The sequence below is a fragment of the Sutcliffiella cohnii genome, assembly GCF_002250055.1.
In the GTDB taxonomy this organism is placed as follows: Bacteria; Bacillota; Bacilli; order Bacillales; family Bacillaceae_I; genus Sutcliffiella; species Sutcliffiella cohnii.
Genome location: NZ_CP018866.1, coordinates 3351504 through 3368627 on the forward strand (window position 1 = coordinate 3351504; position 17124 = coordinate 3368627).

General features: G+C 36.2%; 15 protein-coding genes. 1 reads left to right on the plus strand and 14 read right to left on the minus strand.

Translation table 11 applies throughout. The features are described from left to right. Nucleotides 1-8 precede the first annotated feature (8 nt). From hflC to BC6307_RS16850, 9 genes are all read right to left on the minus strand, one after another. Nucleotides 9-941: a protease modulator HflC gene (hflC, locus tag BC6307_RS16810; RefSeq protein ID WP_066415343.1), complete on the minus strand. Its 933-nt coding sequence runs from the start codon at nt 939-941 to the stop codon at nt 9-11. After that, complete coding sequence (gene hflK / locus BC6307_RS16815) at nt 941-1915, minus strand: FtsH protease activity modulator HflK (RefSeq protein WP_066415342.1); 975 nt, start codon at nt 1913-1915, stop codon at nt 941-943. The genes hflC and hflK overlap by 1 nt, the downstream gene beginning before the upstream one ends. 320 nt (nt 1916-2235) lie before the next feature. Then, entirely contained in the window at nt 2236-4002 is a 1767-nt protein-coding gene (gene pnpS / locus BC6307_RS16820) for a two-component system histidine kinase PnpS (protein ID WP_066415341.1), read from the minus strand. Continuing rightward, entirely contained in the window at nt 3995-4723 is a 729-nt protein-coding gene (locus tag BC6307_RS16825; RefSeq protein ID WP_066415339.1) for a response regulator transcription factor, read from the minus strand. The genes pnpS and BC6307_RS16825 overlap by 8 nt, the downstream gene beginning before the upstream one ends. A gap of 581 nt (nt 4724-5304) precedes the next feature. Beyond that, entirely contained in the window at nt 5305-5781 is a 477-nt protein-coding gene (locus BC6307_RS16830; protein WP_066420138.1) for a MaoC/PaaZ C-terminal domain-containing protein, read from the minus strand. An 87-nt stretch (nt 5782-5868) separates the two neighbouring features. Further along, nucleotides 5869-6807 (minus strand): malate dehydrogenase, encoded by a 939-nt coding sequence (gene mdh, locus BC6307_RS16835; RefSeq protein ID WP_066420136.1) that lies wholly within the window; start codon nt 6805-6807, stop codon nt 5869-5871. 76 nt (nt 6808-6883) lie between these two features. Next, nucleotides 6884-8152: an NADP-dependent isocitrate dehydrogenase gene (gene icd, locus BC6307_RS16840; protein WP_066420135.1), complete on the minus strand. Its 1269-nt coding sequence runs from the start codon at nt 8150-8152 to the stop codon at nt 6884-6886. 114 nt (nt 8153-8266) lie between these two features. Then, entirely contained in the window at nt 8267-9385 is a 1119-nt protein-coding gene (gene citZ, locus BC6307_RS16845; protein WP_066420133.1) for a citrate synthase, read from the minus strand. A 281-nt stretch (nt 9386-9666) separates the two neighbouring features. Further along, the gene (locus BC6307_RS16850; RefSeq protein ID WP_066420140.1) at nt 9667-10131 is read right to left on the minus strand and encodes a DUF441 domain-containing protein; all 465 of its coding nucleotides are present in this window, start codon (nt 10129-10131) and stop codon (nt 9667-9669) included. Between the two features lie 158 nt (nt 10132-10289). Here BC6307_RS16850 and ytvI point away from each other — a divergent pair, with 158 nt between their 5' ends. Continuing rightward, nucleotides 10290-11411, plus strand: a complete 1122-nt coding sequence (gene ytvI, locus BC6307_RS16855) for a sporulation integral membrane protein YtvI (protein WP_066420131.1) — start codon at nt 10290-10292, stop codon at nt 11409-11411. A 44-nt stretch (nt 11412-11455) separates the two neighbouring features. Here ytvI and BC6307_RS16860 read toward each other — a convergent pair whose 3' ends face one another. The 5 genes from BC6307_RS16860 to accD all read right to left on the minus strand — a co-directional run bounded on the left by BC6307_RS16860 (nt 11456) and on the right by accD (nt 16986). Next, nucleotides 11456-11851: an FxsA family protein gene (locus BC6307_RS16860; protein WP_066420129.1), complete on the minus strand. Its 396-nt coding sequence runs from the start codon at nt 11849-11851 to the stop codon at nt 11456-11458. 158 nt (nt 11852-12009) lie between these two features. After that, the gene (gene pyk, locus BC6307_RS16865; RefSeq protein WP_066420128.1) at nt 12010-13764 is read right to left on the minus strand and encodes a pyruvate kinase; all 1755 of its coding nucleotides are present in this window, start codon (nt 13762-13764) and stop codon (nt 12010-12012) included. A 53-nt stretch (nt 13765-13817) separates the two neighbouring features. Further along, complete coding sequence (pfkA, locus tag BC6307_RS16870) at nt 13818-14777, minus strand: 6-phosphofructokinase (RefSeq protein ID WP_066420127.1); 960 nt, start codon at nt 14775-14777, stop codon at nt 13818-13820. Between the two features lie 347 nt (nt 14778-15124). Then, nucleotides 15125-16129 carry an acetyl-CoA carboxylase carboxyl transferase subunit alpha gene (gene accA, locus BC6307_RS16875; RefSeq protein ID WP_066420126.1) on the minus strand — a complete coding sequence of 335 codons (1005 nt, stop codon included), beginning with the start codon at nt 16127-16129 and terminating at the stop codon, nt 15125-15127. Beyond that, a complete protein-coding gene (gene accD, locus BC6307_RS16880) occupies nt 16123-16986 on the minus strand; it encodes an acetyl-CoA carboxylase, carboxyltransferase subunit beta (protein WP_066420125.1) in 864 nt (287 codons plus the stop codon). Before accD ends, accA begins: the two co-directional genes overlap by 7 nt. Between the last annotated feature and the right edge of the window lie 138 nt (nt 16987-17124).

The following is a 17124-nucleotide window of genomic DNA, read 5'->3' on the forward strand; positions in this document are numbered from 1 at the left end:
TCTTTTATTTATTCTCTATATCCAAGAAGTAATCTAGCATATGGAGAATCAGATGGTAAAATGATGACAGTATCTCCGTTAATAGTCGTTTTGTACGATTCTAAAGTACGATACAATTGATAAAATTCTGCGTCTTTTGAGAAAGAGTCGTTATATACTTTTGCAGCTTCCTGTTCTCCTTCTCCTCTGATTTTATCAGCATCCGCTTCAGCTATAGCTAACATTTCTCTAACTTCTCTGTCAGTAATTGCAATAATTCTGTTTTTCTCTGCTTCCCCTTGGGAGAGATAATCTTGCGCTGTAGATTCACGTTCAGAAATCATACGAGTATATACCGACTGTTCATTTTCCTCAGGCAAATCAGTACGCTTTATACGGACATCTGTTACAACGATTCCATAATTATCTTTCGTAAGCAACTCGTTAACACGCTCTGTTACAATATCATTTAAACTTCCACGGCTCGATTTTTCATCATTAATAATTTCGTCATAGTTAAGTCTCCCTAACTCTGTACGAACAACCGAGAAAACAAACTCCGACATCTTTGCTTCGGCATTCACTACTGTTGCTGCTTGTCGTAACATTGATTGCGGGTCTTCTATACGCCATAAAACATAGTTATCTATTAACATTCGTTTTTTATCTCGAGTATTTATTTCTGCCTCCGTTACATCATAAAGCATTTGATATTTTGGTAGAGTAGTAACTTCTTGAATGAACGGTATTTTCACGTATAAGCCAGGCTCATCTTTCACATCAACAACTGCTTGGAACTGTCGAACAACTTTAAACTCTCCTTCTCTAACAATGTAAACATTCGCAAGAAGAAGTCCTATAACAACGAAAGCTATTATTAAAACAATTCCACCACGGATTGCTTTTTTCCACTCAAAATTAGGCTTGCGTTCTTGAATATCTATTATGTTTTGATCGCTCATTAGTTGTTGCCACTCCCTTCCTGATTCATTGGTGGTACTGGAGTACTATTCGTAGATTCTGATTGGCGAATAGGGAAGTATTTCATTGTATTTCCTTCATCATTCATAATATAAATTTCTGCATTAGGTAGCACATGTTCTAACGTTTCTAGAATTAGTCGCTCTCTAGTGATTTCTGGAGCATTAACATACTCTTGATATAAGGCGTTGAATCTTGCTACATCTCCACGAGCTTTTTCAATACGGGCTGTTTTCTCCCCTTCAGCTTTAGAAATAATCGCGTCTTTTTCCCCTTGTGCCTCATTAATCTGTTGATTACGGTATCTATTAGCTTCATTCTTTCTTGTTTCCATTGTTTCTCTTGCATCTGTTACATTTGTAAATGCTTTACGAACTTCCTCATTCGGTAGCTCTACATCTTGTAATTTTACAGCTGTCACAGAAACACCGATATCATACTTTTCCATTAAGGATACAATTAGTTCAAATACTTCAGCTTCTATTTCTGCCTTTCCGTCTGTTAACGCATCATCAATATCCGAACTACCAATTATACTTCTTAAAGAAGCGGAAGTAGCATTATATAATACTTGACGTGGATCATTGGAGTTAAATAAAAACTTTCCAGGATCCGTTATTCTCCACATAACAACCATATCAGCTAGGACGATATTTTCGTCTCCTGTAATCATTTTCGTTTCATCTGGGAATTCCACAACAACACCATCTTTTTCTTCATAGCCAAACTGTAAACTAAACGTTTGTGTAGAAAGTTTCTCTACTTTTTGGATAGGCCAAGGTAGTTTGAAATGCAGACCAGATGGTTTAATATCTCCATCCACTTTACCAAAAGTTAAAATTACTGCTTGTTCTGTTTCATCCACCGTGTACCAACTAGTTAGTGCGGTTACTCCGACAACTACTGCTAGTAACACGAGAAAAATAGTTGTGTATATTTGTTTTAAACTTATCATCCTTTTCTCCCCTCTTTCTTTCGATAACTCTTATACGTACTTTAATGATAAAAGTTTCAATAATATGACCATTAATTACAATTTCTTAAAAAGTTTTTTACATTTTCATATTATCATAATTTTGATAGTTGCAGTCATTTCTAGTTATTCCAATATAATGTAAACTGCTAGAGACGCTATTTAGCGATATCGATTTTATGCATAAAAAAAATGGCTAGAACAAAATGTTCTGGCCATTTCCAAAACTAATGCTTTGGATGAAGGGGTTTCATCTATATAGTAACAATGGATTATTAAACAAGCATGAAAAATTTGTTAATCTATTGTAAATCTTTATTTTCTTTATTTAATTCTACTACGAAAGTAGTCCCTTCATTGACTTTACTAGAAACCGTTATTTTACCTTTATGCGCTTCGATTAAGTGCTTCACGATTGCCAGTCCTAATCCTGTCCCACCAGAATTTCTGCTTCTCGCCTTATCTACACGATAGAAACGCTCAAATATTCTCGGTATTTCTTCCTCTTCCATACCTATTCCAGTATCTTTAATAACGATATGAACATCTTTCCCTTTATCCTTTACCGTAACAGTTACTTCGCCATCTGCCGGCGTATAGGCAAGTGCATTATTTATTAAGTTAATAAAAACTTGTTTTAATCTAGCACTATCACCTAATAAGAATAATGGTTGTTCACTTTTTAAAAGTTGTAAACGGATATTTTTACTTTCTGCCTTACTCTTCAATATTTCAAATATTTCTTCGAGTAGTTCATGAATATTTAAATATTGAACGTTTAGTTTATATCCTTGTTGTTCTATTTTCGATAAATCTAATAAATCTTGAATAAGTGATTGAAGCCTTCCACTTTCTTTTAAAATGATAGAAAGGAAATGCTTTAGTGTTTCTTTATCTTCCATCGCACCGTCCAACAACGTTTCTGAAAATCCCTTTATTGATGTAACAGGTGTTTTTAGCTCATGGGAAACATTTGCTACAAAATCTTTTCTCATTTGCTCGAGTTTCTTCAACTCCGTTATATCATGAAAAACGAGAACAATCCCTTTCCACTCTTCGTTATTACCGATAATAGGTGCACCGTATACTTCAAAATGTTTTCTTTCAATGTTGAGAGGAAGAATAATTTGTTTTCGCACTTTCACTTCTGTCATAAATATTTCTTCAACTAAAGCAATAATTTCTTTATGCTCAAAAGCCTCATAGTATAGTCGATATAAATAATCACCAAGCTTCGCATTAAATGTTTCTTTGTACGCTCGGTTAACTAAATTAATGTAACCTCTACCGTCTATTAAAATTAATCCACTTCCCATATTTTCAATTAACGTCTTTAAGCGATCTTGCTGCATTTCTTGAGCAGACGTCATGTCTTGCAAATTACGCGCTAATATATTAATCGATTGACTTAACATCGCTGTTTCATCTAGGTATTCTTCATACGTTCTTGCTTGATAATTCCCTTTTGCAAGTTCGGTTGCTACTTTCGTTGCTGACTCAATCGGTCTTGTATAGTGCGTTGTAATTTTCACCCCTAGTAAAAGAATAACAACTAAAGCTGTACCTAAACTAGCAATTAACAAGCCCCAAATTTGCTGATTTAGCTGATGTAGTGGTTCTACAGGAGTACTTAATACGACAAAAGCAACTCGTTCTTCCTCATTTTTAATTGCAGCTCCATAATAAAACATCTCTTCATCTTGATCAAAATAAAAAGTATCTTGAGCTTGATAACTTTGAATCACTTTACTAATGACAGCTTGGTGGTCCCTATTATATGGGGTTTTAACATTAGTATCATATATTATAATTCCGTCTAGGTCTGTTAAAGTAATTCTAGCTGTTAATGTATCGCTTATATCTTGTAGTTGTGACTGTAATTGTGGGGTAAGCCCACCCTCTTGTTGGGCTAATAACGAGATGACATTCGTCTCTTTTTCTAAACGCTGATTAAATGTGTTTAAATAAAAAGATTTAAACAACTGACCAAGTAATAAACCTAACCCGATAAGTACGGTTATGATCAGCGTGATAAGAGCAAATAAAAGGCGCGAGCGAAATTTACTCATCAAGCTTCGGTTCCTCCAATTTGTAACCTAATCCCCTTATCGTTTTTATGTAAATAGGCTTTTTTGTATCTGGTTCTATTTTTTCTCGTAAATGGCTAATATGAACATCAACAATTCGAGTATCACCAGCAAAGTCATAGTTCCAAACAGCACTTAATAATTGATCTCGTGTTAGTACTCTTCCTTTGTTTTTAGAAAGAAAAACTAAAAGTTCAAACTCTTTCGGAGTAAACTCTAATCTTTCGGATTTATAATAGGCCTCATATTGTTCAGGTAAGATTTTCAAACTTCCAATTTTTAATGTTTCACCATGGCTTCCATTTTGCACATCATCAGCAGTGGATTGGTTGGAAGTCGATGTTCGCCGAAATATAGCTTTAATTCTTGCTACTACTTCCCTTGGGCTAAATGGTTTTGTCATATAATCATCTGCCCCTAATTCTAATCCCAAAACTTTATCAAATTCATCATCTTTTGCAGTTAACATTAAAATCGGAACCATTACTTTTCGAAGACGAAGTTCTTTACACACTTCAATTCCATCCATTTTAGGAAGCATTAAATCTAATACAATAAAATCTGGCTCTTCACTTATAGCTTTTTGTAATCCTTCTTCTCCATCATTTGCAACGACTACTTGAAATCCAGCCTGTTGAATATTGTACTGTAACAAAGTAACGATTGATTCCTCATCATCTACAATTAACACTTTTTTACTCATAAATTTTCCTCCACTTATACTTAATAGGAACCCCTTCCCAAAAGCAAAAGCCAAATCATTCTATTTATATAATTTTCTAACTTAATCATACACCTAAAAAATAAAAGAGACAATTAGAAAAGCGGAAGGGGCTCGTTTAGCGGCGACAAGCACAAGGCAAGGCGGCTAGAAGGTCGCTTTTTGACCTTCTGGACGGATTGACTTGTGACCTCGAGCCGCTAGCCCCTGTAGCTGGACAAAGAAAAGCGGAGGCGGCTTGCTCAGGTCCAATCAAACTGGACTTTTTCCGCAGGAGATAAAGGAAACACGGCGACGAAGGAGCCGATGTTGACTTATCGTACGGAGGAAAAGGGAAGTTTGAGCCGGACCTAGCCGCCGGAGCTAGACAAAGAAAAGCGAAAGGGGCTCGTTCAGCGGCGACAAGCACAAGGCAAGCCGGCTAGAAGGTCGCTTTTTGACCTTCTGGACGGATTGACTTGTGACCTCGAGCCGCTAGCCCCTGTAGCTAGACAAAGAAAAGCGGAGGCGGCTTGTATATCAGTTTACAAAATCCACAAAAAAAGAAGCATTTCTGCTTCTTTTTAAAAATTTTCTAATGTGATACTTTCTACCGGTTCAAGACGGTGGGGAGGGCATACAGTCAGCTTCCCTTTAATTACAGTTTCATTACTTTCGTTTGTTGCATGAACTACTATTTCAATTGTATGGTCTTTTTCATGTATGTCGATTATTTCAAATAAAAAACTTAATGTAGCATAATGATAAACAGGTTTCGGAAACGATAAGTCTTGGTGAACGATGTGACTTCCAGGGCCAGGTAAATATTTTGAAACTGCTGAAGTAACAATTCCTGTAAGCATCACAGAAGGAACAATTGGTTTTTTCAATGGTGTCTGAGAGGCATAATCGTGTTGAATATATATTGGGTTTGCATCGTCCGTAAGGCCTAGATAAAGAAGCAAATCTTTATCTTCAATTTTTTCACTAAGTTCTAGCTTTTCCCCAACTTTTATTTCTTTTAATTTTCTACCTATCTTTCTTTTTTTACCTAACAACATTATAACACCTCGCACATTTTTGTAAGCGGTTGCATTTATTAGTTGAAAAATTGGGAGAATGAACTCTCCCAAATAAAAAATAGTAGATTACGCTAATATAGACATAACACTTTTAACAGATTCTACAGATTTTTGCAATCCTGCTTTCTCTTCATCAGTTAAGTCTAATTCAATGATTTGTTCAATTCCACCTGCACCAAGTATTGTTGGCACACCTAAATATATACCGTTATATCCATACTCTCCCTCTAAATAGGCGATAGCTGGCAAAACACGACGTTGGTCTTTTAATATTGCTTCTGTCATTTCAACTAGTGAAGCAGCTGGTGCATAGTAAGCACTACCATTTCCTAAAAGGTTAACGATTTCTCCTCCACCTTTTCTAGTTCTATCCACAATGGCGTCAAGTCTAGCTTTCGGAATTAATGTTTCTAACGGAATTCCACCTGCATAAGAGTAGCGTACTAAAGGTACCATATCATCACCATGACCACCTAATACGAATCCAGTAATATCTTTAACAGATAAGTTTAACTCTTCGGCTACGAAAGTTCGGAATCGAGCAGTATCTAGCACCCCTGATTGACCGATAACACGATTTTTCGGGAAACCAGACTCCTTGAAAACAGTATATGTCATAGCATCTACTGGATTAGTTAGTACGATAATATAGCAGTTAGGAGAATGTTTGACGATTTCTTTCGTCACACTCTTCATAATTTTTTGGTTAGTTTGTACTAAGTCATCGCGGCTCATCCCAGGTTTACGAGCGATACCTGCCGTAATAACTACTACGTCTGAATTAGCAGTATCCTCATAGTTAGAAGTCCCAGTTATATTTGCATCAAAGCCTATTACTGGACTAGCCTCTAACATATCTAGCGCTTTACCTTTTGTAGGATTTTCTAATTGAGGGATATCTACTAAAACAACGTCACCAAGTTCCTTTTGAGCAAGTAAAAAAGCTGTAGTCGCACCCGTAAAGCCTGCACCAATTACAGAAATCTTTTTACGTTTCATTGACATATACATTCCTCCCAGCCCTAATTAAGTACTTTAAGGTAACCGGTATAATACCGATTACCTCACATTGAACATTATGTTACATATTTTTAATTAATTCGTCTCCGAATTCAGAACACTTCACTTCTGTTGCACCTTCCATTAGGCGAGCAAAATCGTAAGTTACAACTTTAGAAGAAATTGATTTTTCCATCGCCTTCACTACTAATTCCGCAGCCTCAGTCCAACCTAAGTGTTCAAGCATGAGTACACCAGAAAGGATAACAGAAGATGGGTTTACTTTATCAAGGCCTGCATACTTTGGAGCAGTACCATGTGTTGCTTCGAAAATTGCATGACCAGTCTCATAGTTAATGTTAGCTCCTGGAGCGATTCCGATACCACCAACTTGTGCAGCAAGTGCATCAGAAATATAGTCTCCATTTAAGTTCATTGTTGCTACTACATCAAATTCACGAGGACGAGTTAAAATTTGTTGTAAGAAGATATCCGCGATGGAATCTTTTACGATAATTTTACCTTCTGCCTCAGCTGTTTCTTGCGCTTTGTTCGCAGCATCTTTTCCTTCTGCTTCTGCAATACGGTCATATTGTGCCCAAGTGAATACTTTATCACCGAATTCTTTTTCAGCTAATTCATAACCCCAGTTTTTGAAAGCTCCTTCTGTAAACTTCATAATGTTTCCTTTATGAACTAATGTTACAGATTTGCGGCCATGCTCAATTGCATAGTTAATTGCAGCACGAACTAAACGAGACGTTCCTTCTTCAGAAACTGGTTTAATACCGATACCAGAAGTTTCTGGGAAGCGGATTTTGTTCACACCCATTTCAGTTTGTAAGAAGTTGATTAGTTTTTCTACTTCTTCAGAACCTTGTGCGTATTCAATACCAGCATAAATATCTTCTGTATTTTCACGGAAAATAACCATGTCTGTGTCTTCAGGACGTCTAACTGGAGAAGGTACTCCTTGGAAATAACGTACCGGACGTAAACAAGTAAATAGGTCTAACTCTTGACGTAGTGCAACGTTTAAAGAACGAATTCCACCACCAACTGGAGTTGTTAATGGACCTTTAATTGCAATTATGTAGTCACGAATTACATCTAAAGTCTCAGCGGGTAACCATTCACCTGTTTGGTTGAATGCTTTCTCCCCAGCTAATACTTCTTTCCATACAATTTTCTTTTCACCGTTATAAGCTTTTTCTACTGCTGCTTCTAACACACGTGACGCTGATGCCCAAATATCTGGACCAGTACCATCACCTTCAATAAAAGGAATAATTGGATTGTTTGGAACGTTTAATACACCATTTTGTACAGTAATTTTTTCACCTTGAGTCACAATGATAACCTCCTAGTTTATAGCTTGTTGAACTACGTATATCGAGTGAGGAAATTAAAATTCCCCACTTCGATCGTACGTGTTGGTAGTCTCTAAGTCAATGAAAATTGTTTATTATCCACGTTGTGAAATTGGCACAAATTCTTGTTTTCCAGGACCTGTGTAATCTGCACGCGGACGGATTAAACGGTTGTTACTATATTGCTCTAGAATATGAGCTAACCAGCCTGATACACGACTTACCGCAAAAATTGGAGTGAATAAGTCATGATCAATTCCTAGAGAATGATAGACAGAAGCAGAATAGAAATCTACGTTTGGTGGTAACGGTTTTTCAGATGTTACGATTTCCTCAATTTTTGTAGACATTTCATACCATTGAGGTTCACCAGTTAACTTTGTTAATTTTTCACTCATTTCACGTAAGTGCTTTGCACGAGGGTCCCCTTGACGGTATACGCGGTGGCCGAATCCCATAATTTTTTCTTTGTTTGCAAGCTTTTCACGAATATAGCTTTCCGCATTTTCAGGAGAGCCAATTTCCGTTAGCATTTTCATTACAGCTTCGTTTGCTCCACCGTGTAAAGGACCTTTTAACGCCCCTATCGCTGCAGTTACACCAGAGTACACATCTGATAGAGTTGCCACACAAACACGTGCAGTAAAAGTGGAAGCGTTTAATTCATGGTCAGCATGAAGGACTAACGCTTTATTAAATGCTTCAACAGCAATTTCAGATGGCTCTTCTCCAGACAGCATGTATAAGAAGTTTGCTGCAAATCCTAAGTCCGTTTTCGGAGCAATAGGCTCTAATCCTTTACGAATACGAGAGAATGCAGTTACAATTGTGGAAATTTTAGCTTGTAGACGAATTGCTTTACGATAGTTAGCAGCCTCATCCATCGAATCTGCTTCCTCATCATAAAGACCAAGCAATGAAACAGCTGTTCTTAATGCTGCCATTGGATGAACATCGTTAATTGGATATGTTTTAAAATGATTAATAACTTCTTCAGGTAGCGACATATTATCAGCTAATTGTTGCTTTAACTCTGCCAATTGAGCTTCTGTTGGTAGTTTTTGATGCCATAATAGATAAACTACTTCTTCGAAACTAGCATGATTTGTTAGATCATCAATATTATATCCTACATACGTCAATGTATCATCGATGATAGAACTAATAGATGATGTTGTTGCTACAATTCCTTCTAGACCTTTTGTTGCTGTCATACTAACCCTCTCCTTTGTTTATAAATTTCCCCATTGAACCCGAACGGTTGCTCAACATAATATTAACAGGATTTACCCTGAAAGAAAATGCTTACATTTCCAAGTAAAAAATTAAACTATTACTCATAGTCTGAACCCCTTACAACCGTTAGGTAAAATATTCATATTTATGTAGGATGAAAGATTCCACGTTCTTATTATAAACAAATTTCTGACTTTTGTGAATGAAAAGGACAGAAGTTTGTATAAAAATAATTATTATACAAAAACATTCTTTTCCTTTATGAAGAAAAGTAGGAAATTACTCTCATTGCTATGTAGGCAATGCCTGCACCAATTAATGGCCCTACTGCAACTCCTTTAAATAGGGCAACCGCTAAAATCGTACCAAATACTAGCGCTGTAGTAATATGCGGATCTTCAGCAAGTAAATGAATGCCACTTTTCGCTATTAATGCCACCGCTATACCGGCTCCTAAAGCAATCCAAGCATATGAAGACTTAGCAGCGTCTTGTAGCTGCTTAAATCCAATATCACCAGTAGCAATTGGAACTAGTACTGCAATCGTAATAATTGTCACACCCCAATTAATTCCTTTACTATGGATAGTAGGGAATAACTTGCTATCTAATCCAACTAATTTAATTACTAGTAGAACAGCAACAGCAATAATTAAAGATTGATTTTTAGCAATAAAACCTATTAATAATAATATAATGAGAAACAAGGTAGCTTGGTTAAACACAAACATCTTCCATCCTTCCGGTTAAACCTTATTAATCGTACCATAATTTTTTCAGAAATTGAACAAAAGCGATTTTTATATGATTTTATTTTATATACGTGTAGGAAAATAAACGGTAAAATATTACTGTAACTACTTAAAAAATGGAGGAATATTAATTGAATTGGAGTTATGTACATATAAGTTTACGAACGTTACTAGTTGCGACTATTACAATTATTACACTTATATCCTTTTATTATATTTTCCAAGTTACTTATCCCTTTATTATCGGTTTACTTTTAGCACTTTCTATTAACCCTATTGTAAATTTCCTTGAAGCTAAAGGTAGGCTTCCTCGTTCTCTTTCTGTATTTATTACATTAATTTTAGTGATAGCTGCCCTTGCAGGTATTATTACCTTGTTAATTATAGAAATTGTTGCGGGTACTGAGTATTTGGCAAAAGTTGTCCCAGGTCATTTCGAAACGTTAGTACTACATATAGAAAAAATAATAGTAACCCAAATTATTCCTTTCTTCAGTCAAATTACAGCAATGTTTCATAATTTAGAAGAAACACAGCAGTTATCAATCCTTGCAAATATCGAAAATTTTAGTGCCACAATAGGTACAAATGTAGGACAATTTATTCAACTGTTTCTACAAAACTTGCCTAAAATGTTTACTTGGATACCTAACGTAGCCACTGTTTTAATATTTTCTGTATTAGCGACATTTTTTATTAGTAAAGATTGGTACAGACTTCAAAATCGACTACATAAATTTACACCGAATAAAGTACAAGAGAGTGTCGGGAAAGTTTTTGTTAGTTTAAGAAAAGCGTTCGTTGGTTTTATTCGTGCGCAAGCCACTTTAATTTCTATCACAGCTGTCATCGTCTTAATTGGATTGCTTATTTTGCGAGTAGAATATGCAATTACAATCGCGCTAATTATCGGTATTGTCGATTTATTACCATACTTAGGTACTGGTTTGATATTCGTTCCTTGGATTATCTATTTAATCATTTCAGGAAATATTCCGTTAGCAATTGGCCTTTCTGTTTTATATGTCATTGTACTTGTTCAACGGCAACTAATGGAACCAAAAGTACTCTCTTCAAACATAGGATTAGATCCGCTAGCAACTTTAATTGCGTTATTCGTAGGCTTTAAATTAATAGGATTTTTAGGGTTAATTGTCGGTCCGGTTACTTTAGTTATCATAAACACGATGCATCAGGCTGGTGTTTTTAAAGATATTTGGTCCTATATTATTCATGGCAAAACGACGAATTAATAAAGAGTCCCACAAGTCAGTCTTAACTGATTTGTGGGACTTCTCTATCGTTTATTTATAATGATGAACTGTCCACGGTTCATCATTTTTCTTAACGTATTTATAATAATTGGTTTTACAAACTTTCTAGTAGTTGGAACAAGTAAGAAAAAGCCAAATGCATCTGTAATGAATCCTGGCGTTAATAATAAAATTCCACCTACTAAAATGCAAAGCCCATCGATAATAACATCTCCAGGCATTTCTCCGTAGCTCATTCTTTCTTGTGCGGTACGTAACGCTTCCATTCCTTGTTGTTTCGCTAACCATGCTCCAAGTACACCTGTTAATATGATGAGTAAAATAGTAGTTAACACACCGAAGGCTTTACCTGATAATATGAGTACCCAAATCTCTAAGGCAGGTACGATTATTATTAATGCCAATAGCAATTTAAACATTATCATCTCTCCGCTCTTTGCTTCGCCTATGGAGCTATTATATCAAAAATGAATAGAAAAGACGAAAGCTAAGTATAAACTATTAGTAGAAATTATATTATCGCAAAACAAAAAGAAAGCATGTCCTTTTTAGGCATGCTTTCTTTTTTTAAGTTATATTATAGTACGTTAGCGTGGCCTGTGTAGACTGTACCTCTTGATGCATCTACAGTGATGTCTTGGCCTTCTTTAAAGATGGATGTTGCGTCTTCTACTCCAACGATAACAGGAATACCTAAGCTTAGTCCTACGACTGCTGCATGGCTAGTTATTCCACCTTCTTCTGTAATAAGTGCAGAAGCTTTTTCTAATGCTGGCATCATGTCTTTATCAGAACCGATTGTTACAAGTACGGATCCTTTTTCAACTTTCGCTAATGCTTCTTCAGCAGTTTTAGCGATTACCGCTTTACCGTAAGCACTTTTTCTACCAATACCTGTTCCGTTAGCTAATACATCGCCAACAACATGTATTTTCATTAGGTTAGTTGTTCCTCTTTCTCCCACTGGTACTCCAGCAGTGATCACAATTAAGTCTCCGTGAGAAACGATTCCTGTATTTAATGATTCTTCAATTGCAACATCTAGCATTTCATCTGTTGTCGTCGCTTTACGTCCAATTCGAGGATATACACCCCAAACAAGCGCAAGTTTACGTGATACTGATTCACATGAAGTGACAGCAACGATAGCTGCTTTAGGACGGTATTTTGAAATCATTCTTGCAGTATGTCCACTTTCAGTCGGAGTAACAATTGCCGACACATCTAAGTTAACTGCTGTATAAGCAACAGATTGTCCGATAGAATCTGTAATCGTTCTTGGAGCTTGTTTATTACGAGTACTTAATAACTCATCATACGCTAAAGCTGTTTCTGCTCTAGAAGCGATATTGTGCATCGTTTGTACTGCTTCTACAGGATATGACCCTGCTGCTGTTTCACCAGAAAGCATAATTGCATCTGTGCCGTCAAAAATAGCATTTGCAACGTCACTTGCTTCTGCACGAGTTGGGCGAGGGTTTTTTTGCATAGAATCTAACATTTGTGTTGCAGTGATAACTGGCTTCCCTAGTGCATTACACTTTTTAATTAATTCTTTTTGTACAATCGGCACTTCTTCAGCTGGTATTTCTACTCCTAGATCTCCACGAGCAACCATTAAACCGTCCGAAACTTCTAAAATAGCGTCAATATTGTCGACACCTTCTTGGTTTTCAATTTTAGGGATGATTTGAATATGAGTTGCATTATGTGCTTCTAATAATTCACGAATTTCTAATACATCCGAAGCACGGCGTACGAATGAAGCAGCGATGAAGTCTACTCCTTGTTCAATACCGAAAATAATATCATTTGCATCTTTTTCTGTAATTCCAGGAAGATTAACTTTTACGCCAGGTACGTTAACCCCTTTTTTATTTTTTAATGTGCCACTGTTTAATATTTTTGTAACGATTTCGTTATCACGAATTTCTACTACTTCTAGACCAATTAAACCGTCATCTAATAAAATTCTTGATCCAACCGTTACATCTTCAATTAAACCTGGATATGAGATAGAAAACTTCTCAGTTGTTCCTTCCACCTCTGTCATGGAAACAATAATTTCATTTCCTTCAACTAATTCAATAGCACCATTTTCCATGTTATGCGTGCGGATTTCAGGACCTTTAGTGTCAAGTAAAATCGCAATGTTTTTACCTGTTTTTTCTGCCGCAACTCGAATGTTTTCGATTCTAGCACCATGTTCAGCGTAGTCACCGTGTGAGAAGTTCAAACGTGTAACGTTCATTCCAGCTTCCATTAGTTGTGTTAATTTTTCTATAGTTTCACTTGCAGGACCAATCGTACATACAATTTTCGTTTTTCTCATGAATGTTAAATCCTCCTATTATTTATGAAAACGATTCCATCGTGTTTCCACTCTTAAATTGATAATTCTTGTGATAGTGTATACATTTTTTCATCTACAGTATGTTTTTGAGCTAATGCTTCTATAATGTCGTGGTCAACTAACTCGTTCTTTTGAATACCAACACAGCGTCCACCTTTATTTGCCATTAGTAACTCTACTGCTCGTGCTCCTAGTCTACTTGCTAATACTCTGTCGTTTGCTGTTGGAGAGCCTCCACGCTGCATGTGACCGAGTACACTATATCTCGTTTCAAAGTTAGTAGCTTCTTTTATTTTATGAGCGTATTCTACTCCACTTCCAACGCCTTCTGCTACGACGATGATACTATGCTTTTTACCGCGTTCAGATCCACGTCTTAATCTGCTTATTACGTCGTCAATACTTTCCCCTTTTTCAGGAATTAAAATTGATTCTGCTCCACCAGCTAAACCAGACCATAACGCTATGTCTCCAGCATCTCTGCCCATTACTTCAATAACATATGTACGTTCATGAGAAGTTGCAGTGTCTCTAATTTTATCAATAGCGTCAATTACTGTATTTAATGCTGTATCAAAACCAATCGTAAAATCTGTTCCAGCAATATCATTATCAATGGTTCCTGGTACACCAACACAAGGGAAACCGTGTTCTGTTAATTTTTTTGCACCTTGGAATGATCCATCGCCACCGATAACAACTAATCCTTCAATGCCGTGTTTCTTAAGCTGTTCAATTCCTTTTTGTTGACCTTCTAACGTTCTGAATTCTTCACAACGTGCTGAATAAAGCATCGTACCACCACGATGAATAATGTCACCAACGGAACCAACATCTAATCTTTTTATATCTCCTTCTATTAGACCTGCATATCCACGATATACTCCGTACACTTCAAGCTCGTGATAGATCGCTTTACGAACTACCGCTCGAATTGCGGCATTCATACCTGGAGCATCTCCACCGCTTGTTAAAACACCAATACGCTTCATAAGTATCACCTCTAACCCTTTTTTGCTTCAGGTGAAGCTCTTTTATTTTTCCCTAAATAAATAGGTTTTTCAAAATAATAAATATTACTTTATACCCAATCATATATTCTATATAAAATATAGAGCGTTGAAAAGGGAATCCATTAAAAAAATACCATGAAGACATACCGAAAACAACAACTATTCGTAGAAAGTCAAAAAAGGTTCTCAATTACCTCCTAATGTTTTACATGTAAACGTAATCATTACGCTGCTATACATCATTAGTTATTACGATACCCTTTATTGAATTGAAAAATAAGAGAGCCGGCATTTTTTTTACCAGCTCTTTCATTACGTATATAACATTACAGACCTTTTCCTACTTTTTCATTAGCAGCATACCATTTTTCTTCTTCTAACTCTGTATACTGCCCAATTCTTTTATATTTTGCATACCGGTGCTCTATTAATTCTTCCGGAGTTAATGGAAGTAAATCTTGTAATGATTGTTCCAACACATTACTTATTGCTTTTGCTTGGAAATCAACATTACGATGTGCTCCACCTTTTCCTTCTTCAATAATTTCATCAATTACATTTAATTGTTTTAAGTCTGGTGCTGTAATTCTCATACTTTCGGCTGCTTTTTTTGCTAATGACGCATCTTTCCAAAGAATTGCCGCAGCCCCTTCAGGAGAGATTACAGAGTAAGTAGAGTTTTCTAACATATGAACGTAGTTACCGACTCCTAACGCTAATGCGCCACCACTACCACCTTCTCCAATTACAACACATACTACAGGCACTTTTAGCCCAGCCATTTCAAATAAATTTCTAGCAATTGCTTCACTCTGCCCTCTTTCTTCAGCAGGTTTACCTGGGTATGCCCCCTTTGTATCAATAAAGCAAATAATTGGGCGTTTAAACTTTTCTGCTTGATACATCAAGCGTAGCGCTTTTCTGTATCCTTCTGGATGTGGCATTCCAAAATTTCTACGAATGTTTTCCTTCGTATCTTTTCCACGTTGATGCCCAATAATTGTAACAGGGATGTTGTTGAATTTTGCGATCCCTCCTACAATTGCTGCATCGTCGGCAAAGTAACGATCTCCATGACATTCTAAGAAATCTGTAAATATTCTTTCAATGTAATCTAAAGTTGTTGGTCTTTCTGGATGTCTAGCAATTTGCACGCGATTCCATGGAGCTAAATTACCATAAATATCACTTTCTAATCGTTCAAGTCTATCTTCTAACTTTTCAATTTCACTCGAAAGATCCATATCCGAATTAGCTGTAAACTCTTTTAATTCTTTTATTTTTTTACGAAGTTCCACGACTGGTTTTTCAAATTCTAGTTCGCCTACCATTCGTTTTCACCCCCTAAGGAATGTATATCTAGCACTAAAGTTAATTTTTCTTTTAACTCTGTTCGATGGATAACAGCATCAAGTTGTCCACATTTTAACAAAAATTCGGCTGTTTGAAAGTCTTCAGGTAAATCTTCTCTAATTGTTTGTTCAATAATTCGTCTACCAGCAAACCCAATAAGTGCTTTTGGCTCAGCAAAATTATAATCACCTAGTGATGCAAAACTTGCAGAAACACCACCTGTTGTTGGGTGTGTCATAATAGAAATTATTAATCCGCCTTCTTGGCTAAATAATTTTAATGCACTACTCGTTTTTGCCATTTGCATTAAACTTAATACACCTTCCTGCATCCTTGCACCACCAGAAGCTGTAAAGATAACAAATGGATATTTCTTTTCTTTTGCTCTTTCAATTGCTCTCGTAATCTTCTCTCCGACTACGGAGCCCATACTACCCATTCTAAAAGTAGAGTCCATAACAGCAATTACGAGAGGAAAGTCATTAATTTTTCCTTCACCAGTCACAACTGCCTCGTTAATATGTGTTTTCTTTCTATCTCCTTCTAACTTTTCTAAATATCCTGGGAAGGAGAGCGGATTTTCAGATATCATGCCTCTGTCGTACTCCACGAAGCTATCTGTATCAAGCAGGCTGTATATTCTTTCCATTGCTGTCATCGGATGATGGTGATCACAATGAATACATACCTTTAAGTTTTTATTTAATTCCTTCGTATACATGATTTTTTTACAATTTGGACATTTCGTCATGATCCCTTCTGGAACATCTTGTTTTGCATGTTCAGAAGGAATGGACGCATACTTCTTCTTCTTAGTGAAAAAATCTTTTAACAAAAGAAGGCCTCCCCATTACTTATTATCTAGTTTTTATACGTGGTACTAATAACAGGTCAAATGATAGGTAAGATAGGAAATCATAACTATTTCAAATTAAAGTCCTACTTACCTGCTAGTTGTATCTTATATAAAAAC